The organism is Nocardioides pinisoli (assembly GCF_024199985.1).
Classification (GTDB): Bacteria; Actinomycetota; Actinomycetes; order Propionibacteriales; family Nocardioidaceae; genus Nocardioides; species Nocardioides pinisoli.
Window position 1 is genome coordinate 1 of the sequence record NZ_JANARS010000013.1, and the last position, 25334, is coordinate 25334.

The window sequence follows — 25334 nt, forward strand, 5'->3', positions numbered from 1 at the left end:
GCAATGTCCGGGCCGGCCCTGCTCGATCCATCACACGCAGGAAACCGGCCTGCCCCTCACCGCCAACGAACCGCATCCGGGCACCTCCTTGAGAAGACGACGATCAGCACCACCATCGGTGCTGTCGACTCCCACGAGGAGGTATCAGTCAGCCCCGGCCGCCGAGACCGCGGTAGAGGTCGATCTCCGACCGCAGCCGCGGGGGCAGCGGCGCCCCCACCTGGGCGAGCGCCTCGGCATAGGCCTCGAGCGCCTCGAGCAGCTCCCGGCGCAGCACCTGCTGCTCGGCGAGCCGCTTGTCGTGCCGGGCACTGTCCAGCACCCGCCGTGCCACCAGGACGTCCTCCAGCAGCGACGACAGCCGCTGATGACGCCCGGGTTCGAACTCCGGACCAGCTTCCAGCATGGGGCATCCGACCCGTCCAGCAGGGCTGTGGCGCGGTGCCGCAGCGTCGTGGACACCGCCAATCTACCGGCTGCCGCCCACCGGGGCCGCCACCCAGGGCTCGGCCGGCGTCGCAGGAGGAGACGGCTCCCCGACCGACGCCGTGCGGAGCCGCTGCTGCTGCGTGGACATCAGGGCGGCCGCCAGCACGGTCGCGCCGACGGTGACGCCGAAGGCCGCGGTCGCGCCCGCCGCGTCGGCGAGCCGGCCGGCGAGGCTGGAGCCGAGGGCGTAGCCGAGGCCGGTCGCACTGGCCAGCGTCGTCATCGCGGCGCCGACCTTGGCAGGCGGGACCACGCGCTCGGCGAGCGAGAAGACGGCGATCATGTAGGGCGCCACCGCGACGCCGAGGACGAGCACGGTCGCGGCCGTGCCGGCCAGGGAGCCGACGACCAGCAGGGGGAGCGAGAGGGCCAGCAGCGCCCATGCCGCGACCAGGGCGCGGCGTTCGTGCCCGAACCGCTCGGGGACGTACGCCGTCGCGAGGCCCGCGAGCGCGCTGCCGACGCCGAGCGTGGCGTGCACCAGGCCGGCGACGCCCGGCGTGCCGGCGTCGGTGGCGAGCACGGTCGCCCCGGTCTGCGTGGCACCGAACAGCATGCCGATGGACACCTGGGCCAGGACGAGGACGCCGAAGGCAGCGCCGAGGAGGCGGCCGGTGCCGACCGCCCGGTCCGCGTCGTGGGTCAGGCGCGCGGACGGGTCGAGGGCGAAGGCGGAGCCGAAGACCGCCAGCAGCACCGCGGCGAGCAGCAGGGCGCCCGACGGGGAGAAGGCTGCGACCGAGAGGCCGACCAGCGCGGGACCGATCGCGAACGATGCCTCGTCCGCCGCTCCCTCGTAGGAGAACGCGGCGTCGACCAGGCGGCGTTGGTGCGTCCCGGTGGCGCGCGTCAGGGGGCGCCACCGCACCCGCGCCAGCGGGCCCACCTGCGGGAGCACGAGCCCGGTGGCGGCGGCGGTCAGCACGACGAGGGCGTCGGCGGCCCCGCTGCCGACCACGGCGACGAGCGCGGCCAGCCCGGTCGCGCCGAGCAGCGACTGGACCAGGACGACCGGCCGTTGTCCGACGCGGTCGGCGAGCGAGCCGGCGACAGGCGCGCCGACGGCGTTGGCCACGGCCAGGGCGCCGGCGCTGAGGCCGCCGACGCCGTAGCTGCCGGTGGCGGTGGAGACCAGCAGGAGGGTGCCCAGCTGGCTCATCGCCAGCGGGAGGCGGCCGACGAACGCCACGAGGACGTAGGTGGGGCCGGCGATCGACAGGAGTCGGCGGTAGGAGGCGAGGGGGGTCACGAGGGTCCTTCGGGTGCGTCGGCAGGACGCGCCGAACCCACCTCCAAGGACGCGTTGAACCCTCTGCGGTGACCATCCTAGGAGTCCCGGCTCGCCTCGCGGAATCGCGGTCGGCCGGACGGACGGGGCGCTGGGCTCCGGCCCGCGGGGCGGTGACCGCTCGAGGGGTTCCCGCCGTCGCGGGCGCGGGCATAGGCTGGCGGCGGTCTCGGGCCCAACCAGAACGTGTGAGGTCGATGGGTGAGCGCAGCGCATCCGGCGAGGAGTCTCGGGACCGCGCGCTGGCGGAGGTCGACTTCGATGCTCTGCTCCGCGAGGTCCTCGCGCGCGTCCACGGCCTCCTGGACGAGCAGGACCGGCTGCGACACCTCCTCGACGCGGTGGTGGCCATCACCTCCGGGCTCGAGCTCGACGGCGTGCTGCTGCGCATCGTCCGCTCCGCGAGCAGCCTGGTAGGTGCGCGCTACGCGGCGCTCGGCGTGCTGTCGGAGGGACCGGAGCGCCAGCTGCGCACGTTCGTCCACCACGGGATGGACGGCGACGTGGTGGACCGCATCGGTGACCTGCCGACCGGTCACGGCCTCCTGGGGCTGCTGTTCGACGACCCGCGGCCCCTCCGGCTGCGCGACATCGCCGCGCATCCCGCGTCCTACGGCTTCCCCGAGCAACACCCGCCGATGTCGTCGTTCCTCGGCGTGCCGGTCCGCACGCGCGAGCGCGTGTTCGGCAACCTCTACCTCACCGAGAAGGTGGACGGGCAGGGCTTCACCGAGACCGACGAGTCCGTCGTCGTCGCCCTCGCGGCCGCGGCTGGCGTGGCGATCGAGAACGCGACGCTCTACGAGGAGGCCGAACGGCGCCAGGCCTGGTTGAGCGCCACCGCCGAGATCACCTCGCTGCTCGCCAACGACACCACCCCCCACCAGGCGTTGCAGGCCGTGGCGGACAGGGCCAGGTCGGTGTCGGGCGCCGACGTCGCCTGGGTGGTCAGCGGCTCCGACCCGCACGACCTCCACCTCGAGGTCGTCGCGGGTGCGCCGGTCGACCGGGAGGCGATGGACGCGTTGCCGATGAAGGAGTCGCTGGCCAGCTTCGTGGTGCGCACCGGGGTCCCCGTCGCGGTGGACGACGTCTCCGCCGACCCGCGTGCCGTCGACCCCTCGTCCCTGGAGGGATGGCCGCGCCTCGGGCCCGTGATGGTGCTGCCGCTCCGGTCCGGCTCCGGCTCCGGCGTCGAGGGTGTGCTCTCGCTGGCGTGGACGAGCGAGCGGCTCGACATCTTCCAGCGTCTCGACCCGGCGCTCCCCAGCAGCTTTGCCGAGCAGGCGGCGCTGGCCCTCCAGCTGGCGAGGAGCCGGGAGGACCGGAGGAGGGTCACGCTCCTGGAGGAGCGCGACCGCATCGGGCGTGACCTGCACGACCTCGTCGTGCAGCGCCTGTTCGGGGTGGGTCTGGGCCTGCAGAGCACGACGGCGCTGCTGCCCGAGGGGGATGCGGCCGACCGCCTGCGCCTGGCCATCGACGACATCGACGACACGATCAGGGACATCCGCCGCACGATCTTCGCGCTCGGCACGCTCGAGACCTCGACGGACCTGCAGAGCGAGATCGAGAGCCTCGTGGAGCGGGCTGCCGCGACGATGAAGCTGCGTCTCAAGCTGAGGTTCGAGGGTCCGGTGCGCACGACCGTGCCACCCGCCGTCGCGTCCGACCTCCTCGCGGTGGTGAGCGAGGCGCTCACCAACGTCGGCCGGCACGCCAACGCGTCCTCGGTGGAGGTGCGGGTCGGCGTCGGCGACGACATGCTCGAGGTGAGCGTCGTCGACGACGGGCAGGGCATGCCGGAGGACGTCCTGCGCAGCGGCCTGCACAACCTGCGTGAGCGGGCCGCCGGCCACGGGGGAGACCTGGTGGTGCAGTCCGAGGCCGGCCTCGGCACGACCCTGACGTGGTGGGTGCCGCTGGGCCCTCCGCCGGAGTGACCCCGGGACCTCCGGCGGACCGCCCGGCACGGTCCCGGGTCGAAGGTCCCCCGACGAGTGGACCCTATGCCGGTCCCTCCGGACCGGGACCTCCGCGACGATGGCCACATGAGCGAGGAGGCCGTCCGCCCGCATGCCTACGCGGCACCGCAGCCGATCAGGGTCTACCTGCTCGACGACCACGAGATCGTCCGACGAGGCCTGAAGGAGCTCCTCACGCAGGCCGGCGACGTCGTCGTCGTGGGCGAGTCCGACTCGGCCGCCGAGGCGGCTCGACGGATCCCGGCCCTCCGCCCCGACGTCGCGGTCCTCGACGGCCGGCTCCCCGACGGCTCGGGGATCGACGTGTGCCGCCAGGTGCGATCGGTCGACCCGACGATCAAGGGCCTCATCCTCACGTCGTACGACGACGACGACGCGCTGTTCGCCGCGATCATGGCCGGCGCGTCGGGCTATCTCCTCAAGCAGGTGCGCGGCGGCGACCTCGTCGAGGGGGTACGGCGTGTGGCGGCCGGGCAGTCCATGCTCGACCCGGCGATCACCGCCCACGTGCTCGACCGGATCCGCAACGGCCCGCCCGAGGACGGCGACCTGCGCGAGCTCACCCCGCAGGAACGGCGCATCCTCGAGCTGGTGGTCGACGGCCTGACCAACCGCGAGATCGCCCAGCACATGCACCTGTCGGAGAAGACCGTGAAGAACTACGTGTCGTCCATGCTCGCCAAGCTGGGGCTCACCAGCCGCACCCAGGCAGCGGTCTTCGCGGCGAAGCGCGCCGGCTGATCGTCGTCCGCTGTGCCCGGGACCCTGCCCGGGACCCTGACCGGGACCCGCGCGAGCGGGGGCGCCGGGGCGGGGCGCTCAGCGCGCCCGGGCGGCCGGCGGTGCCCGGCCCAGTACGCGGTCCCGAGAAAAGCAGGGACCTTGGTCCATTGTGCCTGCCGGGGGCGTGAACTGAGATCTAGACCACACGGGGGTGTCGCACCGGGTGCCCCGCAACCGGCCCTCTGCAGCCGCACGCCGCGCTGTGAAAGTCACGAGGGTCGGGACGGGGCACCCGGGTGCGGAGGGAGGGGGCACACACGTGCAGGACAGGAGAGACCATGCACCAGCCGCACGAGGACGTGGGGACCGGAGGTCGGAAGTGGCTGCGATGACGACGTCGGCACGCCTGACCAACCGTGAGCTTCGCGAGGCCGCCGACCGCCTCGTCGACGACCGGTGCGACGTGCCGGCCGGATCGGTCCTGCGGACCTTCTCGCGGTCGGTGCGGACCGCGCTCCTCGACGGCGTCCCGCCGGCGGAGGTCGTGGCCGAGGCCGAGCGCAGGACGAAGGAGCTGCTGTCGCAGCGGCCCGCCAACCGCGGGCCCCGGCACCTGCGCCTCTGGGCGGGCGTCGGCGTGATCGACGTGCCGCGACCGCGTCGCACACGTTGACCGCCTGCTGCTGTCCATGGCGTCGACGGACCGGGGGACCCCGACGGCCCTGACGGCGACCGAGGCCGCCCGCCGTCAGGGAGGTCGGCCCCAACATCCCGCCGGCCGCGCCCGCGGCAGTGCCCCGCGCCGACCGGGTGATGGACGAGCTCGAGCAGATGCCGGCGTCGTGCTCTCAGCAGGCGACCTCGTCCCGGCCGACGTCGTGGTGATCAGGCGGGGGTAGACGAGTGCCTCGTGGCCGGTGTCGGACCACCGGACCACCGGACCACGTAGGGCGGGGTGCCGTCGGCGTGCCGCACCTCCGCCAGGGTCCCGGACCGTGCCGGGACTTCGGACCCTGTCCCGGCACGCGCACCACGCCTAGCGTCGGTGCCGTCCGCACCCGAGTGGAGGAGCATCATGGCCAGTTCGAGGCATGCGGCGGCCCTTCCCCCGTGGTGGCGGTGGCGTGCCCGCTCCGCGGTGCGCGCTGCGCGCCTGATCTCCGTCGCCGCCTCCCGGCACCGCGCACATGGCCTGTGGTGACGTTGGACCTTTCGGGAGGGGGCGCTCGGACCGGGACCTGAGGCGCCGAACGGGGTTACCGTCGTCCCATGGAGGACGCAGGCGCCCGCGCTCCGGTGTCGGAGGAGCCGATCACCGTGTTCGTGCTCGACGACCACGAGCTCGTCCGCCGTGGCGTGCGGTCGCTCCTGGAGGCCGAGCCCGACATCGAGGTGATCGGCGAGGCCGGCACGGCGGCCGATGGCGCGGTCCGCATCGCGGCGCTGGGTCCGCGGGTCGCCGTCGTGGACGGACGCCTGCCCGACGGTTCGGGCATCGAGGTCTGTCGCCAGATCCGGTCGGCCGACCCCCGCATCGAGGTGCTGGTCCTGACGTCCTACGACGACGACGACGCGCTGTTCGCCTCGATCATGGCCGGCGCCGCGGGCTACGTGCTCAAGCAGATCAGCGGCAACGACCTCGTCTCCGCCGTCAGGCGGGTGGCGGCGGGCCAGTCGATGCTCGACCCCGCCGTGACGGCGCGGGTGCTGCACCGGCTACGACACGGCTCGGACCGGGACCCCCTTACCCAGCACCTCACGCCCAAGGAGGAGCAGGTCCTCGCACTCGTCGCCGAGGGGCTGACCAACCGCCAGATCGCCGAACGCCTCGGGGTGGCCGAGAAGACGGTGAAGAACTACGTCTCGACGTTGCTCGCCAAGCTCGGGGTCGAGAGCCGCACGCAGGCGGCGGTGATGGCCGCACGCCGCCCGGGGTCGGGGGAGCGCGGCCGCGACGTGCCGCCCCGCTGACCGACCGAGCACGGGTCAGGCGGCCGGGTCAGGCGGCGAGCGACGGCTCCAGGACGCGGACGCCAGCCGAGGTCAGGTGGCGGTGCATCTCACCCAGGGAGGCGTTCTTGCCCCGGACGAGGGGCAGGTCGGCGAGGGTGATCTCGGAGAAGATCGCCGGTCAGGGCCCAAGGTCACCTCGGACGGGTGCGTCGGGCCCGCGACCTGCGGTCTGTCGACCCTGTCCGGGGGTGGGCTCCCTGCCGGACCGTGGTCGTAGCCGGTGCTCCGCCGGCGCAGCGGTCAGCACCAGGAGGCAGCCATGAGGACCTACCGCTTCACGTGGACGCTCGTGACGGCGGTGGCCGTCGGGTCCGCGTCCGTCTTCGACGTCGCGTCCGGTGGCCTGCTGCGGATGACGCTCCTGGGCGTGGGCGTGGGGCTGTTCGCTGCCGCGCTCGCGTTCGCCATCGTCGAGGAGCGGCCGGACCGCTGGACCTTGGTGCGCCGCTCGCTGCTGTGGTGGGGCGTGGGAGCTGCCGCCGCGGACGCCCTGGTGACGACGTGGGGCAACACCGGCACCATGGTGGGCCTGGTGCTCCTCTCAGTCTCCCCGCCGGCGATCTCGCTCTGCCGCACCGGCTTCGTCTTGTGGTCCTCGCGGCGCACGAGCGGTCCTCCCGACGCGCTCTCGACGCGGGACCTGCACCGGCGGTGGGACTCGACCACCGCGGAGGTCGTGCGTCCCACCACGTCCGTGTCGCGGCGGCTGGCACTGGTGGAGGAGCGGCGCCGGCTGCTCGACGAGCTCGAGCTCCGCGACCCCTCCCACTTCGTCGACTGGCTCGTCACGGCCGTGCCGGACCGGCGCCGCGCCGGGCCGGGGTCGCGCGATCGCTGAGGCACCGTCATGGACGCCCCCGCCGACGAACGGTCGACGCGCTCGTCGATGCGTCGCGGCACGCCTCCCTCGTCGTCGTGGGCCGGCACGGGTAGTGGTCGTGGACGCCCGAGCGGCTCGGCTCGCTCGTCCGGTCCGTGCTGCGCGAGGCGAGCAGCCCGGTCATGGTCGTCCCGCTCCGCACCGAGGAGGAGATCGCCTCGGCGTGGGAGCTGACCGCGGACGAGGTCTCGCCGCAGACGTGAAGCAGACGTGACGCGACGCGACGTACGCCTGAGGGCGCGCCCCCGCGCTCAGCGTCGCGTTCGGTCGTCCGCCGCTCGTGCAGGCTGACCGTCGGCCACGGCCGCGGCGAACGCCGCGTGGTCCTGCTCGGTGAGGTCCGCGTAGGTGGTCGCGAAGTCGGCGACCGCCTGGGGCAGGCGGTCGTCGTCCCCGAGGTAGGCGGCGATGGCGATGCGGTCGCCGGAGCGGGCGTGCGCCCGGGCGAGCGTCCAGGCGCAGAGCCGGGCGTAGAGCCGCAGGCCCTTGGGGGTCAGGCTCTCGACGTCGGGCGATCCCTTCCAGTCGTGCAGCTGTCGCACGTAGAAGTCGCGTGCCGTGCCGTCGAGGCCCGTGGTGCGGTGCCAGCCGAGGAACACGTCGCTCGCGGCCTGCATGATCCGCTGCCCGGCCACCACCCGCTCGCCCTGGTTGTCGTACGCCCCGGGGCCGAGGTGGCGCGACAGCACGGAGGCCTGGGCCTCCTTCACCTGCAGGAAGAGCGGGTCGTCGTCGTCGCGGCCGCGCAGGAGCACGACCCAGCAGCGGGTCCCGACACTGCCGACCCCGACCACCTTGCGCGCCATGTCCACGAAGTCGTAGGACCCGACGAGCTCGCGGAGGTCGGATCTCAGCGAGGCGACGTAGTCGCGGAGGATGTCGTGCACCCCGCTCTCGATCTCCTCGCGGGACGCGTCGCCGGCGAGGTGGGACACGGGCACCAGGAGGGGCGGGTCCGCGAGGATCCGTCGCTCGCCGTCGTGGACCTCGGTGAGCTTGTCGAGGCTGCGGAGGTGGTCACGGGTGCGTGCCTTGTCGACCGACCGGTCGAGCCGCTTGCGGAGCCGGGGATCGAGCTCGTCGCCGAGCTGCTGCCGGACGCCCTCGACGTCCATCCGGGCGTACCACACGGCCAGGTTGCCCATGCCTGCGAAGGACGTCATGGCGTCGCGGTAGCGGCGGGCCGCGGTGACGGCGAGCTTCCTGTTCTGCTTCTCGGTGAAGCCGTTGGCCCGACCCGCGACCACCAGGCTCGCCGCCAGCCGTTTGAGGTCCCACTCCCACGGCCCGCGAGCCGTCTCGTCGAAGTCGTTGAGGTCGAAGACCAGCGTCCGCTCGGGCGAGCCGAACGTGCCGAAGTTGGCCAGGTGGGCGTCTCCTGCGAGCTGGACGTCGAAGCCCGACCGTGGTGTGCCGGCGAGGTCGCCGGCCATCACGGCCGCGGAGCCCCGGAAGAAGGCGAACGGTGACTCCGCCATCCTGGCGTGACGGATGGGCACCAGCTCGGGCACGCGCGAGGAGTCCTGGTCCAGCAGGACCCGGACCGGGTCGGGGCGTCCGGCGGTGCCGAGGGCGCCGTGGCCCTCGGGTGGGACCTGCGAGCGGGCGTCGCGGCCGGCCCGCTCCCGCTCAGCCGGGCTCCGGCCGCCCATCCGTCAGTAGCCTCGCTGCCTGGCCGCCTTCATCTCGCCCCCGTGGACCGTCAGCGCCCAGATGACGAGGACGTCGAGCGCGATCATCATCGTGGACCAGAGCGGGTAGGCGGCGAGGAAGGCGAGGTTGACCAGCGCGCTGAACATGGCGATCACGACGCCGGTCACCCGGGCCCACATCTGGCCGTAGAGCACCGCGACGCCGGTAGCGGCGACCACGACGCCCAGGACCAGGTGCGTCCATCCCCAGGCGGTGAAGTCGAGCTCGATCGTGAGGCCGTTCTTGCCGACGAGGAAGTACTCGTCGCGGAAGAGCGCGACCAGGCCCTGGATGGCGTGGAACGTGCCGAGCATGATCATCATCATGCTGCCGAAGACGATCCACCCCACCCACAGCGTGGGTTCCTCCTCGGCGCCGGACGCGTAGGGCGTGGCTGGTTCGTCCATCGTGCCGCTGGGCTGCGGGGTGGACGGCGACGTCGGCCGTGAGTCCGGGTGCGACGTCGGGTGTGAGGTCGGCTGTGACATCTGGGTTCCTCCTGGAGACGTGCCACTGGACGTATCAGTGCTTGCACCCACCAATCTGCCCCCGATCGGCCGCGGCGACCTCATCCGATGAGGGTGATCCGCCACCCACCGTGAAGGTGTGCGATGGGCGGGACGACGGAGGGTGACGACGTGACCAGACCTGGCCCGGACATCCGCCCGTCCGACGTCGCAGTCGCGGTGTCGGCGGGCCTCATCGACACGATCGCGACAGCCGGCGGCCGCGCACGGACGCTGCTCGGACCGCTGGCCCGTGCGGTGCTGCGACCACCGCTCCTCCCGGCGTCGCTGTGGCCGGAGACCCCCCCTCGCCGCGCTCACCCGGTCGGGTGAGGCGCGCCGCGAGGCGCTCGCCGCCGAGGTGGAGGCGCGTCTCGACGCAGTCGTGCCCGTGGTGGTCGACGAGGTCCTGCGCCGGACCGACCTGACCGACCTCGTCCTCCGCCACGTCGACCTGGACCGCGTGGTCTCGACCGTCGACGTCGACGCCGTGGTGGAGCGTGTCGACCTGCCTGCGGTCGTGCAGCGGGTGGACGTCGACCAGGTCGTGGAGCGGGTCGACCTCGACGCCGTCGCCGCCCGCCTCGACCTCGACGCCGTCGCCGCCCGCCTCGACGTCGACGCCGTCGCCGCCCGCCTCGACGTCGACGCCGTGCTCGACCGGGTGGACCTCACCGCCGTCGTGCTGCACCGGGTGGACCTCCACGCCATCGTGCAGGCGGTCCTGGCCAGGCTCGACCTGGTCGCCCTGGCGGCGGAGGTGATCGACGGCGTCGACCTGCCGGAGATCATCCGTGAGTCGACCGGGTCCATGGCGTCGGACACCGTCCGCGGCGTCCGCATGCAAGGCATCGCCGCCGACGAGGCGCTGAGCCGGGCTGTGGACAGGCTGCTGCTGCGACGTGGTGACCGGACCACGCAGGCTCCGGAGCACCAGCGCGAGCCCAAGCGCGCCGACTCCTCGAGGTGAGCGGTGCGTGAGAGGGAGGTGTCCCCGCTCCCGCGGGAGGCACGTCCCTACCAGCGCCGGCGCGCCGGACTGGTCACCCGCATGGTCGCCGCGGGGATCGACGGGCTCGTCGTCGGGCTCGTGCTGCTGGGGTGCTACGGCGCCCTCGTGGTGCTCCTCCTGCTGATCGACCCGCGCAACTTCAGCTTCCCCGACTTCGGCCTGCTCTTCAGCATCGCCTCGGCGTTCGTCGTGCTGGTCGTCTACCAGACCCTGGGCTGGTGGCTCGTGGGGCGTACCTACGGCGGAGTGGTCATGGGGCTCCGGGTCGTCGACCACCGGGGCCGGCGGCCCCGGCTTCCAGGCGCCTTCGTCCGCGCCCTGCTGAGCGCCGCCTTCCCCATCGGCATCCTCTGGGTGGTGGTGAGCCGCCAGAACCGCTCGGTGGCCGACGCCCTCCTGCGAACCTCGGTCGTCTACGACTGGCAGCCGGAGGACCGTCCCCACCACGCGCCGCGCTGAGGCCCGCGGACGTCCGGTCTCGAGCTCAGCCCCCCGGGGTGGAGCAGCAGGCCGACCACCAGTGGGGAGAGCAGGTAGGTCAGCAGGACGTAGGGCCACAGGTATCCCCGCTCGACGTGCCAGCCCACGAGGATCTCCGCCACCGGCCGGCGAAGGAGGCTCCCGCCCCATTCGAAGTGCAGGACCTGGGACGTCCAGAAGGCGCTCGCCAGCAGGAGGTCCGCGTTGGTGGCGGGGCCGGAGACGCGCCGATGGCCCCGGCCCTGCGACCGATCGCCTCGGCAGGCCGGGAGGCGCAGGCGCAGCTGCGGTGTGCCCGACAGACTCGCCGAGGTCGAGGGCGCACCCACCTGTTCGAGGAGCCCGGCGGCTCGACCAGGCGGCGGCACTGGCGCGGGACTGGTTCGTCGACCGGCTCGTCGACCGGCTCGGCGCCAGCCCGCGGCCGCGCTCGGACGAGCCCGCGGAGTCCCGCTGACAGAGCCACGGGTAGTCGGGCCCAGCGAGCTGCGCTCCCTGGTGGGCCCCAGTCGCGCTCGACGCCCGACCCAGGTGAAGTCGTGCTCCACGACCGGGCGACGGCTCAGCTCTGCCCGGCCACGCGTCGGACTCGTGAGCTTCCGTATGAGGTCGCTGACCAAGACAGGACATCGCGCGGCGGGCGGGCAGTCGAGCCGAGCAGGGCAGAGCAAGTGCTCGGAGTCCCCGCGCAGCACTGCGGAATGCCGGTGGTCCTTGTCCGTGGGACGGGTCGTCCCCGACGAACTTCGTGCTGGCGAACGCTCGAGCTGTCCCTGTCCCAGCGCGCTTGATCCGATGGAACGACAAGTTCCAAGGCTGCTTGAACGTGCCTGTGGCCCCGCTACCTGGTGGGTGGCGGGGTGTGGGGCGGGGTCATCGTCGGCGGGGTCGGGGGATGCCGGGCGGATCCGGCGGGTCGACCGACCTCGTGAGCGGTGGGTCGATCGAGCTCGTGCCGGTGTGGTCGCGGCGGTAGCGGTGGCCGTGCGGCGAAGTCCACTCATAGGTCCCGGGCGCGACCATCCGGTAGCGCCAGGCGGAGTGTGTCTTGAGCCGGTGGTGGGTGCGGCACAAGGCGGCGAGGTTGTCGGTCTGCGTCGGCCCGGGTTGGGGCCGGCCTTCTGCTTGGGCGTCGGGGTCGTGGGGGATGACGTGGTCGATGTCGGCTCGGCGTGCGGGTCTGGTGCACCAGGGGAACACGCAGGTGCGGTCGCGGAGGATGACCTGCTCGCGCAGCTTGTCGGGGATGTCGTAGCCGGGCGCCCGCAGGTGGGTGTTGAGGTCGATGACGGGCTTGATGGTGACCTTGGTGCGCGAGTCGGCACACCACGACTTGATCTGGTCGAGCAGCACGAGGCGCTGCCCTTCCTCGAGCCGGCCGGTGGGCCCGAACACGGTCGACAGTCCGTCGAGGGTGGCGTTGAAGTGGGCGTGCAGCACGACCTCCCGCGCGACCGGCAGTCCGTCGTCGGGGGTGCTGCCCGCCGTCGTAGTGCCCGAGCCCGTGGTGTGCAGGTCGAGGGCGGTCTGGGTGCGGGCCAGGTCGCCGAGGGCCTTGGCCCGGCGCACGTTCAGCGACTCGGTCGAGCCGAGCGCCTTCAAGGTGGCGGCGCCGTGGGCCAGGGCGCGGTCGACGTCGAGGGCGTCGGCGATGTCGAGCTCGGCCTCCATCCGCATCGTCCCGGCGTAGTGCACGTCCTGGGTGTCGATGCTCGCGTGGCGGGGGTCGACGTGGAGCCAGCCGTCCTCCGGGTCCGCCGTCGGGTCAGGGACGGCGAGGTCGTACCGCTTGGTCGCCTCGGCGACGAGCCGGTCGAGCTGGGCGGGGCCGACCTTCCCGGCCACGGCGGCGACCTGGGCGTCGACGAACCCGACCGCCTCCCGCGTCAGCGACGGCGTGGAGTGGATGGTGGTCTCGGCCACCGCGCGGGCCCGCCAGGCCGGCACGGCGCCGGCGTGGACCTGGGCCCACAGGCGGGGGAGGCGGTGGCGCAGCTCGAGGGCGTGGCCGATGAGCTTCTTCGCCGCGGTGGTAGAGATCTTGAGGACGCTGCCGAGCTCGGCGACGCAGAACTCCGCCACCAGCGGGCATCCCTCGCCGGCAATGGGTTCCTCGTGCTCCCGACCGCCGGCAGCCATCGAGAACACGGCCGCGTCGTGGATCGACTCCGGCGGATGCAGGTCAGCCCAACGGGCGGCCACCTCGAGAAGACGCGCAGCGGCAGCGTTCTCGACGCGGCGGGCATCCTGGGCCGCTGACAGCAGGTCACGGGCGGTGAGGTCCTCTACCTCACCTGCTCCGGGCCCTGCCAGCGTTTCGATCATGTGTTCGATCCTACGCTCGACCACCGACAGTGGCCGTGGACAGCGGACACGGCTGTGCACGGTTGCTCAGCGGCCTCTGGACTGGTTTGGTGACGGGACTTCGTCCCTCCTCGACCAGCGACGTACGAGAAATCTCGGATAGCCCCCTCGTTCCTCGCGGGCTACTCGACCAGCGAGCGTCGCGGCTCTCGTGACTGGACCTTGTCCCTCCTCCACCAGCGAGGGCGGCGGAGCCCGAGGGGTCTCGATAGACAGCTTGTCCCTCGCGGGCTACTCGACCAGCGAGAGTCGCGGGTCTCGTGGTGGGACTTCGTCCCTGCTCGATCAGCGGGAGCGCAGACCCGCCGGTACGCGCGCTGGTCGGCGCGTACTGCGGGGGCGCACCCGGGGGTGCCCAGGACCTTCGCCACTGGTCGCCCGGACCCGCCTCGTCCACGGTGGGTTGCCGAAGCCACCACGTCGAGGACGTCGAGGACGTCGAGGAGGTCACCGTGTCGACGATTCCGGTCCCGCGTCGCGTGGCTGCCCGCGAGGTGGGTCGGTGCGTGGTGTCCTCGCTCGTCATGCTGGGGCGACGGGAGGTCTGCCAGCCCCGGGTGCACGTGGGCCGGCGGATCCACTTCGCGGACGGCACCTCGGCCCGCGTCTACCGGGAGACGGCCGCGTTCCGCACGCCCCACGACCCCTGCGTCCTGATCGTGTCCTTCCGGCTGCGAGGCGTGTCCTCGCCCGGCGCGCACGCGTTGTTCCGCGCGGAGAGCGTCCTCAACACTCCGTTGTTCATCGGCTTCCCCGGCTTCGTCTCCAAGCTCTGGCTGGCGGACGACGACCACGGCACCTATCGCGGGCTCTACGAGTGGGACGGCGCCCGGGCAGCGGAGCACTACTCCCGGTGCCTGTGGCGGGTCCTCGAGCTGGTGTCGGTGGTGGGCTCGATGGACTACCGGGTGATCCCCGGCCGCCGCCGCGACGAGGTGCTCGACGACCCGACGCTGCTGCAGGGCTACGCCCCCACCGAGGTCGACGCCTGGTGGCGGGTGCTGGCGGCGTGAGCGACGTCCTCGTCGTCGGCGCCGGCCGACCGGGCCGGCGACGGCCGTGCAGGCCCACCTGCACGGCGCCGTCGTACGCGTCGTCGAGCGGCGACCGACGCGGCGCGCGCGTCGAGAGCCAAGGTGGTGCACCCGCGCACCCTCGAAGTTCTGAGGCCGCTCGGCGTCACCGACGCGCTGCTCGATCGGGCCGACCCCGACCCCGGGCCTTCCAGGGCGCGTGGCCCTACCTGGAGCCGATCGCCGCGGCCAACGGTGTCCGCGACTCGCGGCACGACCGGGTGGTCGAGGCCTACGGGGTCGGCAAGACCTCCTGGACGGCGTGGGGGTCCGCCTGCTCGGCGCCTCGCTCGCGGACGCGTCCGGCGACGCGCCGGACGGACGTGGGAGCACCTGGTCGCCCCGTGCCCTTGGGGGCGCTGCCGCACCACTCCTTCCACGTGCTCGACGTCCACCCCTGGCTCGGCCTCCTCCGCGGCCTCGGCGACGCCACGGAGGAGGAGGTGCTCGCCGCGGTCGACGCGACACGGCTCCCGGCGCCGGCCCGCCTGCTCTCGTAGGGCTCCCCTAGGGTGTCCGCGTGCCCCCTCGTCCCGACCGGTCCGACGGCGTCCGGTCAGGTGGGGCGTCGCGGCTGCGGGCGGTCGATCCGCTGGTGCCCGTCGTGGCGGTCGTGTCGGTCGTCGTCTACGTGCTGCACGGCTTCCAGGGCGCGCTGACGCGCGACCTCGGCATCTACAGCTACGCCGGTCAGCAGGTGGCCGAGGGGGTGCCGCCCTACCTCGGCGTCCTCAACCGCGCCGGCCCCCTGGCCCACGTGCTGCCGGGGGTGGGTGCCCTGGTGGCGCGCGTCGGCGGCCTCGACGACGTGGTGACGATGCGCGTGCTCTTCATGCTCATGGCCACGGCGGCCGTCTGCGTCGCCTACCTGCTCGGACGCGACCTCTTCCGCTCCCGCGCGGCCGGCCTGGTGGCCGCGGGCGCGATGCTCGCCTTCCACGGCTTCATCCAGTACGCCTCCAACGGGCCGCGCGAGAAGACCCCGATGACGCTGTTCGTGCTCGGCGCGCTCTGGGCGGTGACGCACCGGCGCTGGTTCACCGCGGGGGTGCTGACCAGCCTCGCGACGCTGTGCCTGCAGACGGCGTTCTTCAGCACCTTCACCGCCGTGGTGGTCGGTGCGCTGCTCCTCGCCCAGGGCGGACGCGTCCGCGCGCTGGTGCGGGTCGCGCTCGGCGGGTTGGTGCCGGTGGCCGTGCTCGGCACCTGGTTCGCCCTCGCCGGGTCGCTGAGCGCGACGTGGGACGCCTTCTACGTCATCAACCGCCGCTACACCGTTCCCAACCCGCTCGACGCCGAGCGCGAGCTGGTGTGGGAGGACCTGCAGGCCGCCTACGGCGTGAGCGTCTGGCTGCTCCTCGGCGGGACCGTCCTGCTGGTGCTGGTCTCGCTGGCCGCTGTGTCGCGCCGGGCCCGCGCCGCGGAGCCCGGCCTGGCGGTGCTGCCGGCCATGACCGCCGGCCTCGCGGCCGGGCTGGCCTGGATCCTGCAGGAGTACGACGCCTGGGCCGACCTGTTCCCGGTGCTGCCGTTCGCCGCCGTGGGGCTCGGGGCCGCGTTCGCTGTCGCGGCGCACGGGCTCGCTCCCACCCCTCGCCGCGTGGCCGGGGCCGTGCTCGCGGGAGCCGCGGTCGTGATCGCCCTGACGTACTCGGTCTCGACCCGCGACGACACGCTGGAGGACCAGCGCGAGGCCACCGATGCGGTGCTCGCGACGCTACCGCCGGGCGCCACCATCACCTCGATCGAGGCGCCCCAGCCCCTGGTGCTCACCGAGCGCACCAACCCGACGCGCTACCAGATGTTCCGCAGCGGGCTGCAGGACTACATGGAGGACACCTGGCCCGGTGGGCTGGACGGCTTCAAGCGCGACCTCGTCGCGGACGGGCCCGACCTCGTCGCGGTGGGGGAGACCGTCTCGCAGCGCTGGCGGGCCTCGATCCAGCCCGACTACGTCTACGTCGGCAGCGCGCCGATGTGGGAGTGGTACGCCCGCGCCTCGCTCGGTGAGGACACGATCGCCGAGCTGCGTGCTGCGGCCGGCTACGACGCCGACGACCCGCACGCCGAGCCTCTGGTCCCGTGAGCCGCCGCGCCCCGCTCCTGCTCGCCGCCGGCTCGGTGCTGAGCGGCGCCCTGGCCTACCTGCTGTTCGCGCTCGTCACGCGTGGCCTGGGCGCGAGCGCCGCGGCTCCGGTGTCGGTGCTCTGGACCGTGTGGGCGCTGGCGGGTGCGGCGTTCACCTTCCCGCTGCAGCACTGGGTCGCCCGCTGCCTCACGGCCGGCCGTGAGGGTGACGTCCGCAGCTCGGCCGGCCGCGTCGGCGCCGTGGTGGCGGCTGCCGCCGTGGCCTCCGGCGCGCTCGCCTGGCTGTTCCGCGACCGCCTGTTCCACCGCGACGACGCGTGGTTCCCCGTGCTGGTCGTGCTCGTCGTCCTGGGCTCGGCCGCGGTCGGTGTGCTGCGCGGGGCCCTGGCGGGCCGGGGCCGGATGGCCGCGGTGGCGGTGAGCCTGGTCGCGGAGAACGCGCTGCGCTGCGTCCTCGTGGCCGTGCTGCTGGTGGCGCAGGTGCACGACCCGGTGGCCCACGGCCTGTGCCTCGTGGCCGGCGCCCTGGTCGCGCTGTGGCCGGGCGTATGGCGGTTCGGCGGGACGGGCTCGGGGTCCGGCTCGCTGGCGTTCCTGGGCGGAGCCGCGACGGGGCAGCTGCTCGCGCAGGGCGTGCTGACCGGGGGAGCGGTGGTGCTGGCGCTGCTCGGCGGCACGCCTGCCGAGGTCACGGCGATGTTCGCGACGCTCGCGCTGTTCCGAGCGCCGTACATGGTGGTGCTCGGCACGTTGCCTCAGGTGACCCACCAGGTCACCGGGCTCGTCGTCGCGGGGGACCGTCGCACGCTGCGTGTGCTCGCGCGGCGGCTGGCGCTGCTGGGTGCCGTCACGGTGGCGCTGGGGGCCGCCATCGGCGTGACGCTCGGGCCGCTCCTCGTGCGGACCGTCTTCGGTGCCACCGTCACCGTGGGGACGGGCGTCGCAGGAGTGATCGCCGCGGGCTGCGCGGTCGCCCTGGTCAACGTCGTGCTCATGGTGGGCGCCCTCGCGCTCGACCGCCCGGGCCGGGTCGCCGGCGCCTGGGGACTCGCCGTCGTTGCGGGAGCGGCGGTGCTGCTGTCGTCGACCGCGCTCGTGCCGGTCGAGCGCGTCGCGGCGGCGTTCCTCGTCGCCGAGGTCGCTGCCACGGTGCTGCTGGGGGTCGTCGCCTCGCGGGTGCTCAGGGGCGGTCGGACGGCGGCCTGAGGGCCGCGACGAACACCGACGAGCCGAAGGGCAGGTCGCGGCGGCGCAGGAGGCGCGCCTCGGTCCGGCAGACGGCCATCAGCGCCCGGTCGACGCCCGGCGACACCTCCGGCAGCCGCGAGTCGCCGGCGGTGGCCGGACGGACCCGGCGCCGCAGCCGCTCGGCCGCGAACAGCGGGAACACCCCACCGAAGGCGTACGTCGCCCGCAGCACCTGCATCCCCGCCTGCTCGACCAGCGCGACGATGCCGGCCCGCGTGTAGCGCCGGTGGTGACCCGCCTGGACGTCGTGGTCCGACCACGCCCACTGGTAGGCGGGGACCGAGAGCAGCATCCGCCCGCCCGGCACCAGCACCCGCCGCAGCTCGGCGACCGCGCGGCCGTCGTCGGCGCAGTGCTCGACGACGTCGAACGCCGACACGACGTCGAACGTCGCGTCACCGAAGGGCAGCTCGGTCGCCGACCCCACGACGCCCTCACCGGCCCGCAGGCCCGCGGGGAACAGGTCGAGCGCCACGTGCTGCTGGGCGCCGCGCATCCAGCCCACGCTGGGAGCGTCCGCGCTGCCCACGTCGAGCGTGCGCCCGGGAGCCGCCAGGTGCGGCGCCATCACGGCGGCCAGCAGGTCGGTGCGGGCCCGGTGCCACCAGTAGCCCTCGTGCCGCAGCGACGAGGAGCCCGGCTGCCCACCGGGGCCGAGCACGGTCGGACCCGGGCTGGGCGCGGCGCTCACCGCTCGGGGAGGGTGGCGGTGCTCGCCTCGAGGAACGAGGCCACCACACGGTCGAGGTCGGGGTCGGACAGGTTGTTGTGGAAGGGCAGGCGCAGGAGCCGCTCGCTGACGTCCTGCGACACCGGGCAGTCCGTCGGGCGCACGGCGAACGAGCGACCGGCGTCGGAGGCGTGCAGCGGCTGGTAGTGGAAGGTGGCCTGCACGCCCGCCTTGCGCATCAGCTCCAGCACGTCGTTGCGCCGGTCGCGGTGGGACAGCAGGACGTAGAACATGTGGTGGGCCGGACCGCGGTCCTCCGGCACCCGCATCAGCTCGAAGCCCAGCTCGTCGGCGTGGGGCGCCAGCGCGGCGGCGTAGCGCTCGCTGACGCGTCGCCGCTTGGCCTGCACCACCTCGCGCTGCTCGAGCTGGCCGAGGAGGTAGGCGGCCAGCACGTCGGAGAGCCCGAACGAGGAGCCGGTGTCCTTCCAGGTGTACTTGTCGACCTGGCCGAGCATGAAGGCGTGGCGGTTGGTGCCCTTGTCGTAGAGCACGCGGGCACGGTCGACGTCCTCGGGGTCGTTGAGCAGGAGCGCGCCGCCCTCGCCGCAGACGAAGTTCTTGGTCTCGTGGAAGCTCAGCGTGGCGTAGCGGCCAAGACTGCCCAGCGGCTGGTCGCGCCACGTGCCGAACAGGCCGTGCGCGTTGTCCTCGACGAGGCGCACCTCCGGCCACTCGGCCAGGACGTCGCGGATCCCCTGGACGTCGCACGCGACGCCGGCGTAGTGCACGATCACGACGGCACGCACGTGCTCGTCGAGGAGCGTCGCGAGGTGGGCCGGGTCCAGGCCCAGCGTGACGGGCTCGATGTCGCAGAAGACCAGGCCGGCACCCTGCCGGGCGAAGGCGAGACCGGTGCTGGTGAAGGTGAACGACGGGACGATGACCGTGTCGCCCTCCTTGAGGTCCATCAGCATGGCCGACAGCTCGAGGGCCGCCGTGCACGAGGTGGTCATCAGCACCTCCGGCGAGCCGGCGTCGGCCGCGAGGACCTCGGCCGCGCGGCGCGCGAAGTCACCGCCCGACGACAGGTGCCCGCTCCGGACGGCCTCCTGGACGTGGTCGAGCTCGCGACCCTCCACCGACGGGATGTTGAACGCGATGTCCGGCAGCTCCCCGACGGGGCCGTCCTCGAGCGCGTGTGCCTGTGCCACGGCGGGCACCTCCCTGTGTGCTTCTCGTCGTCTCGGGTCGTACGTGTCGTTGCGGGTCACCACGGCAATGGCCTCCCCAGCTGGTCGGCCAGGCGGGCGTTGCTGTCCTGGAAGTACCCCTCGATCGTGCTCGTCACGCTTGCGTCGAGCACGGGCGCCTCGCCGGGGCTCGCGTTGACCACCGCACCCTCCGCGGCCGGCAGCCGGCCCGGGTCGAGGCCGACGTCCGCGACCAGACCGGGCAGCACCTCGGGGTCGGCCAGGAGCTCCTCGAGGAACAGCACGTGCGTGGTCGCGGGGAACGTCGCCGTCCACGGGGCCAGCTGCTCGGCGTAGCGGCCCCGTCGCAGGTAGGCGACCGGCGACACCGACGAGCGCCCGGGGTCCCACGGCTGCTCGTCGCGGAGGTCGGCGAGCAGGGCCTCCTCGAGGTCGCGGTCCTCGAAGCCGTTGGCGGTGCTGAACCGCCAGTGGGACACCGCGCGGCGCACCGGGTGGCGCAGCAGGACCACCACCTCGGGCTCCCCGAGCATCTCCGCGGCCCGGCGCGGGGCCTGCGGGTCCTCGAGATAGCTGGTGCTCTTGTCGCCGAGCAGCACCTCGTCGCGGGCGTGCGCGAACCACGTGCGGTGGTAGGACTCGGCTCCCCGGGCAGCGGCCTCGGCGTCGCAGAAGACCTTCGGCTCGGGCGGCGAGGGGCGGGCCATGGTGAGGTCGGGGTGCGCGTCGAGCGCCCGGCTCAGGTAGGTCGTGCCGCACCGCTGGGCGCCGATGACGAGCAGGTGCCGGTGGTCGCAGCCGCTCATGACGACACCCTGCGCGCCACGTGGTAGGTCGTGACCGCGCTCACCGCGTTGAGCGTGCGGACGACGTACTCGCCCAGCATCGACAGCAGCATGATGACGAAGCCGTTCATCAGGGCGAGGAGCACGGCGATCGTCGTCCAGCCGGGCACGGTGGAGTCCACGAAGAGGGCGCGGACGAGGTAGAAGAGGCCGAGCAGAAAGCTGCCGCCCGCGACCGCGAAGCCGACGCCTGCGGCCAGCCGCAGCGGGAAGACCGAATAGCTGAACAGGATGGTGAGCACCAACGAGGCGATCCGTCGCAGGCCGTAGTTGCTGGTGCCGACGGGCCGGGGGTCGTGGCGCACCAGCACGTCGGCCGGGTTGCTCGAGAACATCAGTGCCTGCCCGGTGATGTAGGGGTGTGCCGTGCGCGACGCGCAGATCCGCTCCACCACGTCTCGGTGCAGGATGCGGAAGTTGGACACCGCCAGGCCGGGCGGCTGGTCGAACACGCGGCGGTTGATCATGCTGATCGCCCTGCTGCCCAGGCGTCGGTAGCCCCGCGCCTGCTTGCGCTCGAAGCGGCCGAAGACGACGTCGTGGCCCTGCATCGCCTTCTCGATCAGCAGCAGCACCTGGTCGGGAGGGTTCTGCAGGTCGTCGTCGAGGGTGATGACGTAGTCGCCGGTCGCCTCGCGCATGCCGGCGACGTTGGCGTGGTGCTGGCCGTAGTTGCGCAGCAGGTCGAGCGCGACGACGTGTGGCGACTGCGCCGCACGGGCGCTGATGACGTCCCAGCTCCCGTCGCGGCTGCCGTCGTTGACGAGCACGACCTGGTGGCGCAGCCCGGCGGCCTCGAACACCTCGAGCACCGCGTCGATGGTGCGCCCGACGACGTCCTGGCTGTTGTAGACCGGGATCACGACCGAGTAGGAGTGCTCGGACGCTCGCAACGGGTCGATGGCCACATTGCGAGCATAGGGTCACCCGCCGGGGGCGCGCCCCACCCCTCGGCGTCCGGAGGGACCCCGGAGGCACCCGTCAGCGGAAGTCACGTGAGGACGCCCGCGCCTGGAGGACGGCCCCGGCCCCCGGGACGACGACGTCGATGGCCTCGACCCGGTCGGCGACGAGGTTGGTGACACCCTCGTTGCGCTCGAGGCGTCCGCGCACGACGACGGCGACCCTGTTGCGGGCCGCCTGCCGGTGGGCCTTCATCACCCCGATGGAGCACACGACGTTGAGCATCCCGGTCTCGTCCTCGAGGTTGAGGAAGGTGACACCCATCGCGGTGCCCGGTCGTTGGCGGTGGGTCACCAGCCCGCCCACGTGGACGCGCCGTCCGGACTCGGCGTCGGCCAGCTCGGCGACGGAGCGGACGCCTGCCCGGCGCAGCTCGTCGCGCAGGTGCTCGACCGGGTGGCGCTCGGGGGAGACGCCGGTCGCCCACAGGTCGGCGAGGGTGATCTCCGGCTCGCTCATCCCAGGCAGCGTGGGCGCCGCGGGGGCGGGGGTGATGCCGGGGAGGTGGTCGGCGGCCTCGGCGAAGCCGGCCGCCCAGAGCGCCGAGCGCCGGTCCAGCCCCCAACCGTCGAACGCCCCCGCGGTGGCCAGGGCCTCGAGCTGCGCCGACGTCAGGCCGGCCCGCCGGGAGAGGTCGGTGATCCCGGTGAAGGCTGCCTCCTCACGGGCCGCCACGATGCGGCGCGCCACGTCGAGCCCGATGCCGCGCACCGAGTCGAGCCCGAGGCGTACGGCGAGCGCACCGTCGCGCCGGTGGGCAGGCACCGGGTCGGGGGTGCCGGGCACCCACTCGACGCGCTCGAACCTCGGCCGGCAGCACTCCGCGAGACCGGTCGCGACCACGGGGCCGGACGCGGCGTCGGACGAGACGGGCTCGAGCTCGGCCTGCGCCGCGGACAGGGTGACGTCGGGGCGGCGTACGTCGACGTCGTGGCGGCGGGCGTCGTGGACCAGCGACTGCGGGGAGTAGAAGCCCATCGGCTGGTTGCGCAGCAGCCCGGCCAGGAAGGCCGCGGGGTAGTGCAGCTTGAACCAGGAGGAGGCGTAGACCAGCAGCGCGAAGGACAGGGCGTGCGACTCGGCGAAGCCGAAGTTGGCGAAGGAGAGGATCTTGACGTAGATCGAGTCGGCCAGGTCGCCGGTGATGCCGCGCCGCTGCATGCCGGCGTAGAGCTTCTGCTTGACCGACTCGATGCGCTCGACCCCGCGCTTGGACCCCATCGCGCGGCGCAGCAGGTCTGCGTCGTCGCGGCTGCAGTCGCCGAGCGTCACCGCCATCGCCATCAGCTGCTCCTGGAACAGCGGGACACCCTTGGTGCGCTCGAGGACCGGCACCAGCTCGGGGTGGTCGTAGGTGACCGGCTCCTGCCCGGTGGCGCGGCGGACGTAGGGGTGCACGGCCCCGCCCTGGATCGGTCCGGGGCGGATCAGGGCGATCTCGATGGCGAGGTCGTAGAACTCCCGCGGGCGCAGCCGCGGCAGCGTGCCGATCTGGGCCCGGCTCTCGACCTGGAAGACTCCGATCGAGTCGGCGCGGCAGAGCATGTCGTAGACCGCGGGCTCCTCCTTCGGCATCGTCGCGAGGTCCCACTCCTCGCCGAGGTGGTCGGCGACCAGCCGCATCATGTGGTCGAGGGCGCCGAGCATGCCGAGACCGAGCAGGTCGAACTTCACCAGCCCCATCGACTCGCAGGCGTCCTTGTCCCACTGCAGGACCGTGCGACGGTCCATCCGCGCCCGCTCGATGGGGCAGACCTCCCCGATGGGCCGCTCGGTGAGCACCATCCCGCCGGAGTGGATGCCGAGGTGGCGCGGGGCGCCCATCAGCTCCTCGGCCAGCGCGACCACCGGGGCCGGCACGTCGTGGGCGGCCGGGTCGCCCATGTCGCCGGCCACGACCGACTTCCAGCCGTCGATCTGCTTGGACCAGGCGTCCTGCTGGCCGGGGGAGAAGCCGAGCGCCTTGGCGGCGTCACGCACCGCCATGCGCGGCCGGTAGGCGATGACGTTGGCCACCTGGGCGGCATTGCGCCGGCCGTAGGTGTCGTAGACCCACTGGATGACCTCCTCGCGCCGGTCGGAGTCGAAGTCGACGTCGATGTCGGGCTCCTCGTCGCGGTGGGCGGAGATGAACCGCTCGAAGGGCAGCTTGTAGAAGACCGCGTCGACGGCGGTGATGCCGAGGGCGTAGCAGACCGCCGAGCTGGCGGCCGAGCCCCGCCCCTGGCACAGGATCCTGCGCTCGCGCGCGAAGGCGACGATGTCGTGGACGATGACGAAGTAGCCGGCGAAGTCCTTCTCCGCGATGATCCGCAGCTCGTGCTCGAGCCGCTCGCGGGCCGCGGCCTCGTGGGGGACGCCGGCGTAGCGCTCGGCGAAGCCGCGCTCGGCCAGCACCCGCAGCCACGAGTCGGCGGTGTGGCCGTCGGGGATCTGCCGCTTGGGCAGGGCGGGGGAGGCCTTGCGGAGGTCGAAGGCGAGCTCGTCGGCCAGGGTGACGCTGCGCGCCACGGCCTCGGGGTGGGACGACAGCGCGGCCGCTGTCTCCGCTCCGCTGCGCAGGTGGGCCGAAGCCGACAGGTCGAGCCAGCCGTCGAGCTCGGCCAAGCTGCGGCGGGCCCGGACCGCAGCCATCGCCGAGGCCAGCCGGTGCTGGCGGGGCGTCGCGTGGTGGACGTTGCCCGCGGCCACGACGTCGAGGCCGTGGACGGCGGCCAGGCGCGCGAGCGAGGCGTTGGTGGGGTCGGCGCCGGGGCGCGGGGAGAGCTCGACCAGCACGTGCTCGAGCCCGAACAGGGACGTCAGCCGGTCGAGGGCCTCGGCCGCCGCCGCCTCGCCACCCGTCGCGAGCGCCTGCCGCACGGCGCCCTTGCGGCAGCCGGTGAGCACCGCCCAGTGGCCGCGACCCTGCTCGGCCAGCTCGTCGAGGTCGTAGACCGGGCGGCCCTTCTCGTCACCTCGCAGGTGCGCGTCGGTCATCGCCGCGGCCAGCCGGTGGTAGCCCTCGACCCCCCGCGCCAGCACGAGCAGGTGGCTGCCCTCGGGATCCGGTACGCCGTTCTGCGGGCCGGTGAGGCCGAGCGAGAGCTCGGCGCCGAAGACGGTGGGCAGGTCGTAGGCTGCCGCCGCCTCGGCCAGCATGGGGGCACCGTAGAAGCCGTCGTGGTCGGTGACCGCCAGCGCGTGCAGGCCCAGCCGCACGGCCTCCTCGACCAGCTCGGCCGGGGAGGACGCGCCGTCGAGGAAGCTGAAGTGGCTGTGACAGTGCAGCTCGGCGTAGGGCGTGACCGCGGCCGGCCGCTCGATCGACCGCGCCTCGGTGGAGGCCCGCTTGCGCCGCGACACCGGGGCGTCGTCGGCTCCCGGCAGGCCGCTGAGCCGGCGCTCGAGCTCCTTCCAGTGCATCTGGGGGTTGTTCCAGCCCATCAGCCCTCGCGATGCTCTCGATCAGGGATGGATGGCATGCCTCATGGTCGAACACGCGTTCGAACGAGTCAAGCGGCCCGTGCTGCCGTGGCCTGACATCGGTTCGATGATGGGAGCATGGGCCGGTGCCCCGCTCTCCCGACAGAGCCCGAACGAGCCGTGGCGCACCGAGGACTTGTGGGCAGCTGCTCTGCACGGTGGTCGTGGTGGGCATGTGGCTGCAGGGCTGCTCCCAGGACGAGTTCACCCCGCCCCAGGACATGGCTGCGTGCGCTGCCCTCGCCGACCGCGGCGGGAGCGGCGATCCGAGCGCCCCTTGGCGACTGGCGGTGGACGGCACGCGTCACCCGCTGGGCGACTCGATCTCCGTGTACG

The 25334-nt window shown here is 73.3% G+C and carries 22 protein-coding genes; 11 read left to right on the top strand and 11 right to left on the bottom strand.

Going from position 1 to position 25334, the window contains the following annotated elements:
- Window positions 1-148 precede the first annotated feature (148 nt).
- Both NCI01_RS20730 and NCI01_RS20735 read right to left on the bottom strand, forming a co-directional pair.
- A complete protein-coding gene (locus NCI01_RS20730) occupies window positions 149-406 on the bottom strand; it encodes a hypothetical protein (protein WP_254183391.1) in 258 nt (85 codons plus the stop codon).
- A 63-nt stretch (window positions 407-469) separates the two neighbouring features.
- A complete protein-coding gene (locus NCI01_RS20735) occupies window positions 470-1738 on the bottom strand; it encodes an MFS transporter (protein WP_254183392.1) in 1269 nt (422 codons plus the stop codon).
- Between the two features lie 236 nt (window positions 1739-1974).
- On the opposite strand from NCI01_RS20735, the gene NCI01_RS20740 reads away from it, so the two are divergent.
- The 3 genes from NCI01_RS20740 to NCI01_RS20750 all read left to right on the top strand — a co-directional run bounded on the left by NCI01_RS20740 (window position 1975) and on the right by NCI01_RS20750 (window position 5158).
- Window positions 1975-3720, top strand: coding sequence for a GAF domain-containing sensor histidine kinase (locus NCI01_RS20740; protein WP_254183393.1), 1746 nt, complete (start codon window positions 1975-1977; stop codon window positions 3718-3720).
- A 108-nt stretch (window positions 3721-3828) separates the two neighbouring features.
- On the top strand, window positions 3829-4503 hold the full coding sequence (locus NCI01_RS20745) for a response regulator (protein ID WP_254183394.1): 675 nt from the start codon (window positions 3829-3831) through the stop codon (window positions 4501-4503).
- A 370-nt stretch (window positions 4504-4873) separates the two neighbouring features.
- On the top strand, window positions 4874-5158 hold the full coding sequence (locus NCI01_RS20750; protein ID WP_254183395.1) for a hypothetical protein: 285 nt from the start codon (window positions 4874-4876) through the stop codon (window positions 5156-5158).
- 212 nt (window positions 5159-5370) lie between these two features.
- On the opposite strand, the gene NCI01_RS20755 is transcribed toward NCI01_RS20750, so the two are convergent.
- Window positions 5371-5562: a DUF1918 domain-containing protein gene (locus NCI01_RS20755; RefSeq protein ID WP_308213243.1), complete on the bottom strand. Its 192-nt coding sequence runs from the start codon at window positions 5560-5562 to the stop codon at window positions 5371-5373.
- Window positions 5563-5754: 192 nt separating this feature from the next.
- Here NCI01_RS20755 and NCI01_RS20760 point away from each other — a divergent pair, with 192 nt between their 5' ends.
- Together NCI01_RS20760 and NCI01_RS20765 are read left to right on the top strand one after the other, a co-directional pair.
- Window positions 5755-6456 (top strand): response regulator, encoded by a 702-nt coding sequence (locus NCI01_RS20760; RefSeq protein WP_254183396.1) that lies wholly within the window; start codon window positions 5755-5757, stop codon window positions 6454-6456.
- Window positions 6457-6757: 301 nt separating this feature from the next.
- Window positions 6758-7336: a hypothetical protein gene (locus NCI01_RS20765; RefSeq protein ID WP_254183397.1), complete on the top strand. Its 579-nt coding sequence runs from the start codon at window positions 6758-6760 to the stop codon at window positions 7334-7336.
- A gap of 293 nt (window positions 7337-7629) precedes the next feature.
- On the opposite strand, the gene NCI01_RS20770 is transcribed toward NCI01_RS20765, so the two are convergent.
- Window positions 7630-9030: a DUF2252 domain-containing protein gene (locus tag NCI01_RS20770; RefSeq protein WP_254183398.1), complete on the bottom strand. Its 1401-nt coding sequence runs from the start codon at window positions 9028-9030 to the stop codon at window positions 7630-7632.
- 3 nt (window positions 9031-9033) lie between these two features.
- Window positions 9034-9477, bottom strand: coding sequence for a DUF7144 family membrane protein (locus NCI01_RS20775; protein ID WP_254183399.1), 444 nt, complete (start codon window positions 9475-9477; stop codon window positions 9034-9036).
- A gap of 460 nt (window positions 9478-9937) precedes the next feature.
- On the opposite strand from NCI01_RS20775, the gene NCI01_RS20780 reads away from it, so the two are divergent.
- Window positions 9938-10546 (top strand): hypothetical protein, encoded by a 609-nt coding sequence (locus tag NCI01_RS20780; RefSeq protein ID WP_254183400.1) that lies wholly within the window; start codon window positions 9938-9940, stop codon window positions 10544-10546.
- A 3-nt stretch (window positions 10547-10549) separates the two neighbouring features.
- The gene (locus NCI01_RS20785) at window positions 10550-11047 is read left to right on the top strand and encodes an RDD family protein (RefSeq protein ID WP_254183401.1); all 498 of its coding nucleotides are present in this window, start codon (window positions 10550-10552) and stop codon (window positions 11045-11047) included.
- 894 nt (window positions 11048-11941) lie between these two features.
- Here the strand turns inward: NCI01_RS20785 and NCI01_RS20790 are convergent.
- Window positions 11942-13393 carry an HNH endonuclease gene (locus NCI01_RS20790; RefSeq protein ID WP_254183402.1) on the bottom strand — a complete coding sequence of 484 codons (1452 nt, stop codon included), beginning with the start codon at window positions 13391-13393 and terminating at the stop codon, window positions 11942-11944.
- Between the two features lie 491 nt (window positions 13394-13884).
- On the opposite strand from NCI01_RS20790, the gene NCI01_RS22890 reads away from it, so the two are divergent.
- From NCI01_RS22890 to NCI01_RS20810, 4 genes are read left to right on the top strand one after another with little or no spacing between them, the layout of a single operon-like run.
- Complete coding sequence (locus NCI01_RS22890) at window positions 13885-14445, top strand: hypothetical protein (RefSeq protein ID WP_254183403.1); 561 nt, start codon at window positions 13885-13887, stop codon at window positions 14443-14445.
- On the top strand, window positions 14442-15005 hold the full coding sequence (locus NCI01_RS22895) for a DUF6390 family protein (RefSeq protein WP_254183404.1): 564 nt from the start codon (window positions 14442-14444) through the stop codon (window positions 15003-15005). Before NCI01_RS22890 ends, NCI01_RS22895 begins: the two co-directional genes overlap by 4 nt.
- Window positions 15006-15025: 20 nt before the next feature.
- Complete coding sequence (locus NCI01_RS20805; RefSeq protein WP_254183405.1) at window positions 15026-16591, top strand: glycosyltransferase family protein; 1566 nt, start codon at window positions 15026-15028, stop codon at window positions 16589-16591.
- A complete protein-coding gene (locus NCI01_RS20810; RefSeq protein ID WP_254183406.1) occupies window positions 16588-17799 on the top strand; it encodes a polysaccharide biosynthesis protein in 1212 nt (403 codons plus the stop codon). Before NCI01_RS20805 ends, NCI01_RS20810 begins: the two co-directional genes overlap by 4 nt.
- On the opposite strand, the gene NCI01_RS20815 is transcribed toward NCI01_RS20810, so the two are convergent.
- From NCI01_RS20815 to NCI01_RS20835, 5 genes are all read right to left on the bottom strand, one after another.
- Window positions 17774-18532: a class I SAM-dependent methyltransferase gene (locus NCI01_RS20815; protein ID WP_254183407.1), complete on the bottom strand. Its 759-nt coding sequence runs from the start codon at window positions 18530-18532 to the stop codon at window positions 17774-17776. The genes NCI01_RS20810 and NCI01_RS20815 overlap by 26 nt on opposite strands.
- On the bottom strand, window positions 18529-19725 hold the full coding sequence (rffA, locus tag NCI01_RS20820; protein ID WP_254183408.1) for a dTDP-4-amino-4,6-dideoxygalactose transaminase: 1197 nt from the start codon (window positions 19723-19725) through the stop codon (window positions 18529-18531). The genes NCI01_RS20815 and rffA overlap by 4 nt, the downstream gene beginning before the upstream one ends.
- Before the next feature lie 56 nt (window positions 19726-19781).
- A complete protein-coding gene (locus NCI01_RS20825) occupies window positions 19782-20531 on the bottom strand; it encodes a sulfotransferase family protein (protein ID WP_254183409.1) in 750 nt (249 codons plus the stop codon).
- On the bottom strand, window positions 20528-21478 hold the full coding sequence (locus NCI01_RS20830) for a glycosyltransferase family 2 protein (RefSeq protein WP_254183410.1): 951 nt from the start codon (window positions 21476-21478) through the stop codon (window positions 20528-20530). Before NCI01_RS20830 ends, NCI01_RS20825 begins: the two co-directional genes overlap by 4 nt.
- Before the next feature lie 73 nt (window positions 21479-21551).
- A complete protein-coding gene (locus tag NCI01_RS20835; RefSeq protein ID WP_254183411.1) occupies window positions 21552-24959 on the bottom strand; it encodes an error-prone DNA polymerase in 3408 nt (1135 codons plus the stop codon).
- Between the last annotated feature and the right edge of the window lie 375 nt (window positions 24960-25334).

Coding starts and splice junctions, on each gene's coding strand:
- NCI01_RS20730 (WP_254183391.1), bottom strand. CDS start 406: ATGCTGGAAGCTGGTCCGGAGTTCGAACCCGGGCGTCATCAGCGGCTG.
- NCI01_RS20740 (WP_254183393.1), top strand. CDS start 1,975: ATGGGTGAGCGCAGCGCATCCGGCGAGGAGTCTCGGGACCGCGCGCTG.
- NCI01_RS20745 (WP_254183394.1), top strand. CDS start 3,829: ATGAGCGAGGAGGCCGTCCGCCCGCATGCCTACGCGGCACCGCAGCCG.
- NCI01_RS20750 (WP_254183395.1), top strand. CDS start 4,874: ATGACGACGTCGGCACGCCTGACCAACCGTGAGCTTCGCGAGGCCGCC.
- NCI01_RS20755 (WP_308213243.1), bottom strand. CDS start 5,562: ATGATGCTCCTCCACTCGGGTGCGGACGGCACCGACGCTAGGCGTGGT.
- NCI01_RS20760 (WP_254183396.1), top strand. CDS start 5,755: ATGGAGGACGCAGGCGCCCGCGCTCCGGTGTCGGAGGAGCCGATCACC.
- NCI01_RS20765 (WP_254183397.1), top strand. CDS start 6,758: ATGAGGACCTACCGCTTCACGTGGACGCTCGTGACGGCGGTGGCCGTC.
- NCI01_RS20770 (WP_254183398.1), bottom strand. CDS start 9,030: ATGGGCGGCCGGAGCCCGGCTGAGCGGGAGCGGGCCGGCCGCGACGCC.
- NCI01_RS20775 (WP_254183399.1), bottom strand. CDS start 9,477: ATGGACGAACCAGCCACGCCCTACGCGTCCGGCGCCGAGGAGGAACCC.
- NCI01_RS20790 (WP_254183402.1), bottom strand. CDS start 13,393: ATGATCGAAACGCTGGCAGGGCCCGGAGCAGGTGAGGTAGAGGACCTC.
- NCI01_RS20825 (WP_254183409.1), bottom strand. CDS start 20,531: ATGAGCGGCTGCGACCACCGGCACCTGCTCGTCATCGGCGCCCAGCGG.
- NCI01_RS20835 (WP_254183411.1), bottom strand. CDS start 24,959: ATGGGCTGGAACAACCCCCAGATGCACTGGAAGGAGCTCGAGCGCCGG.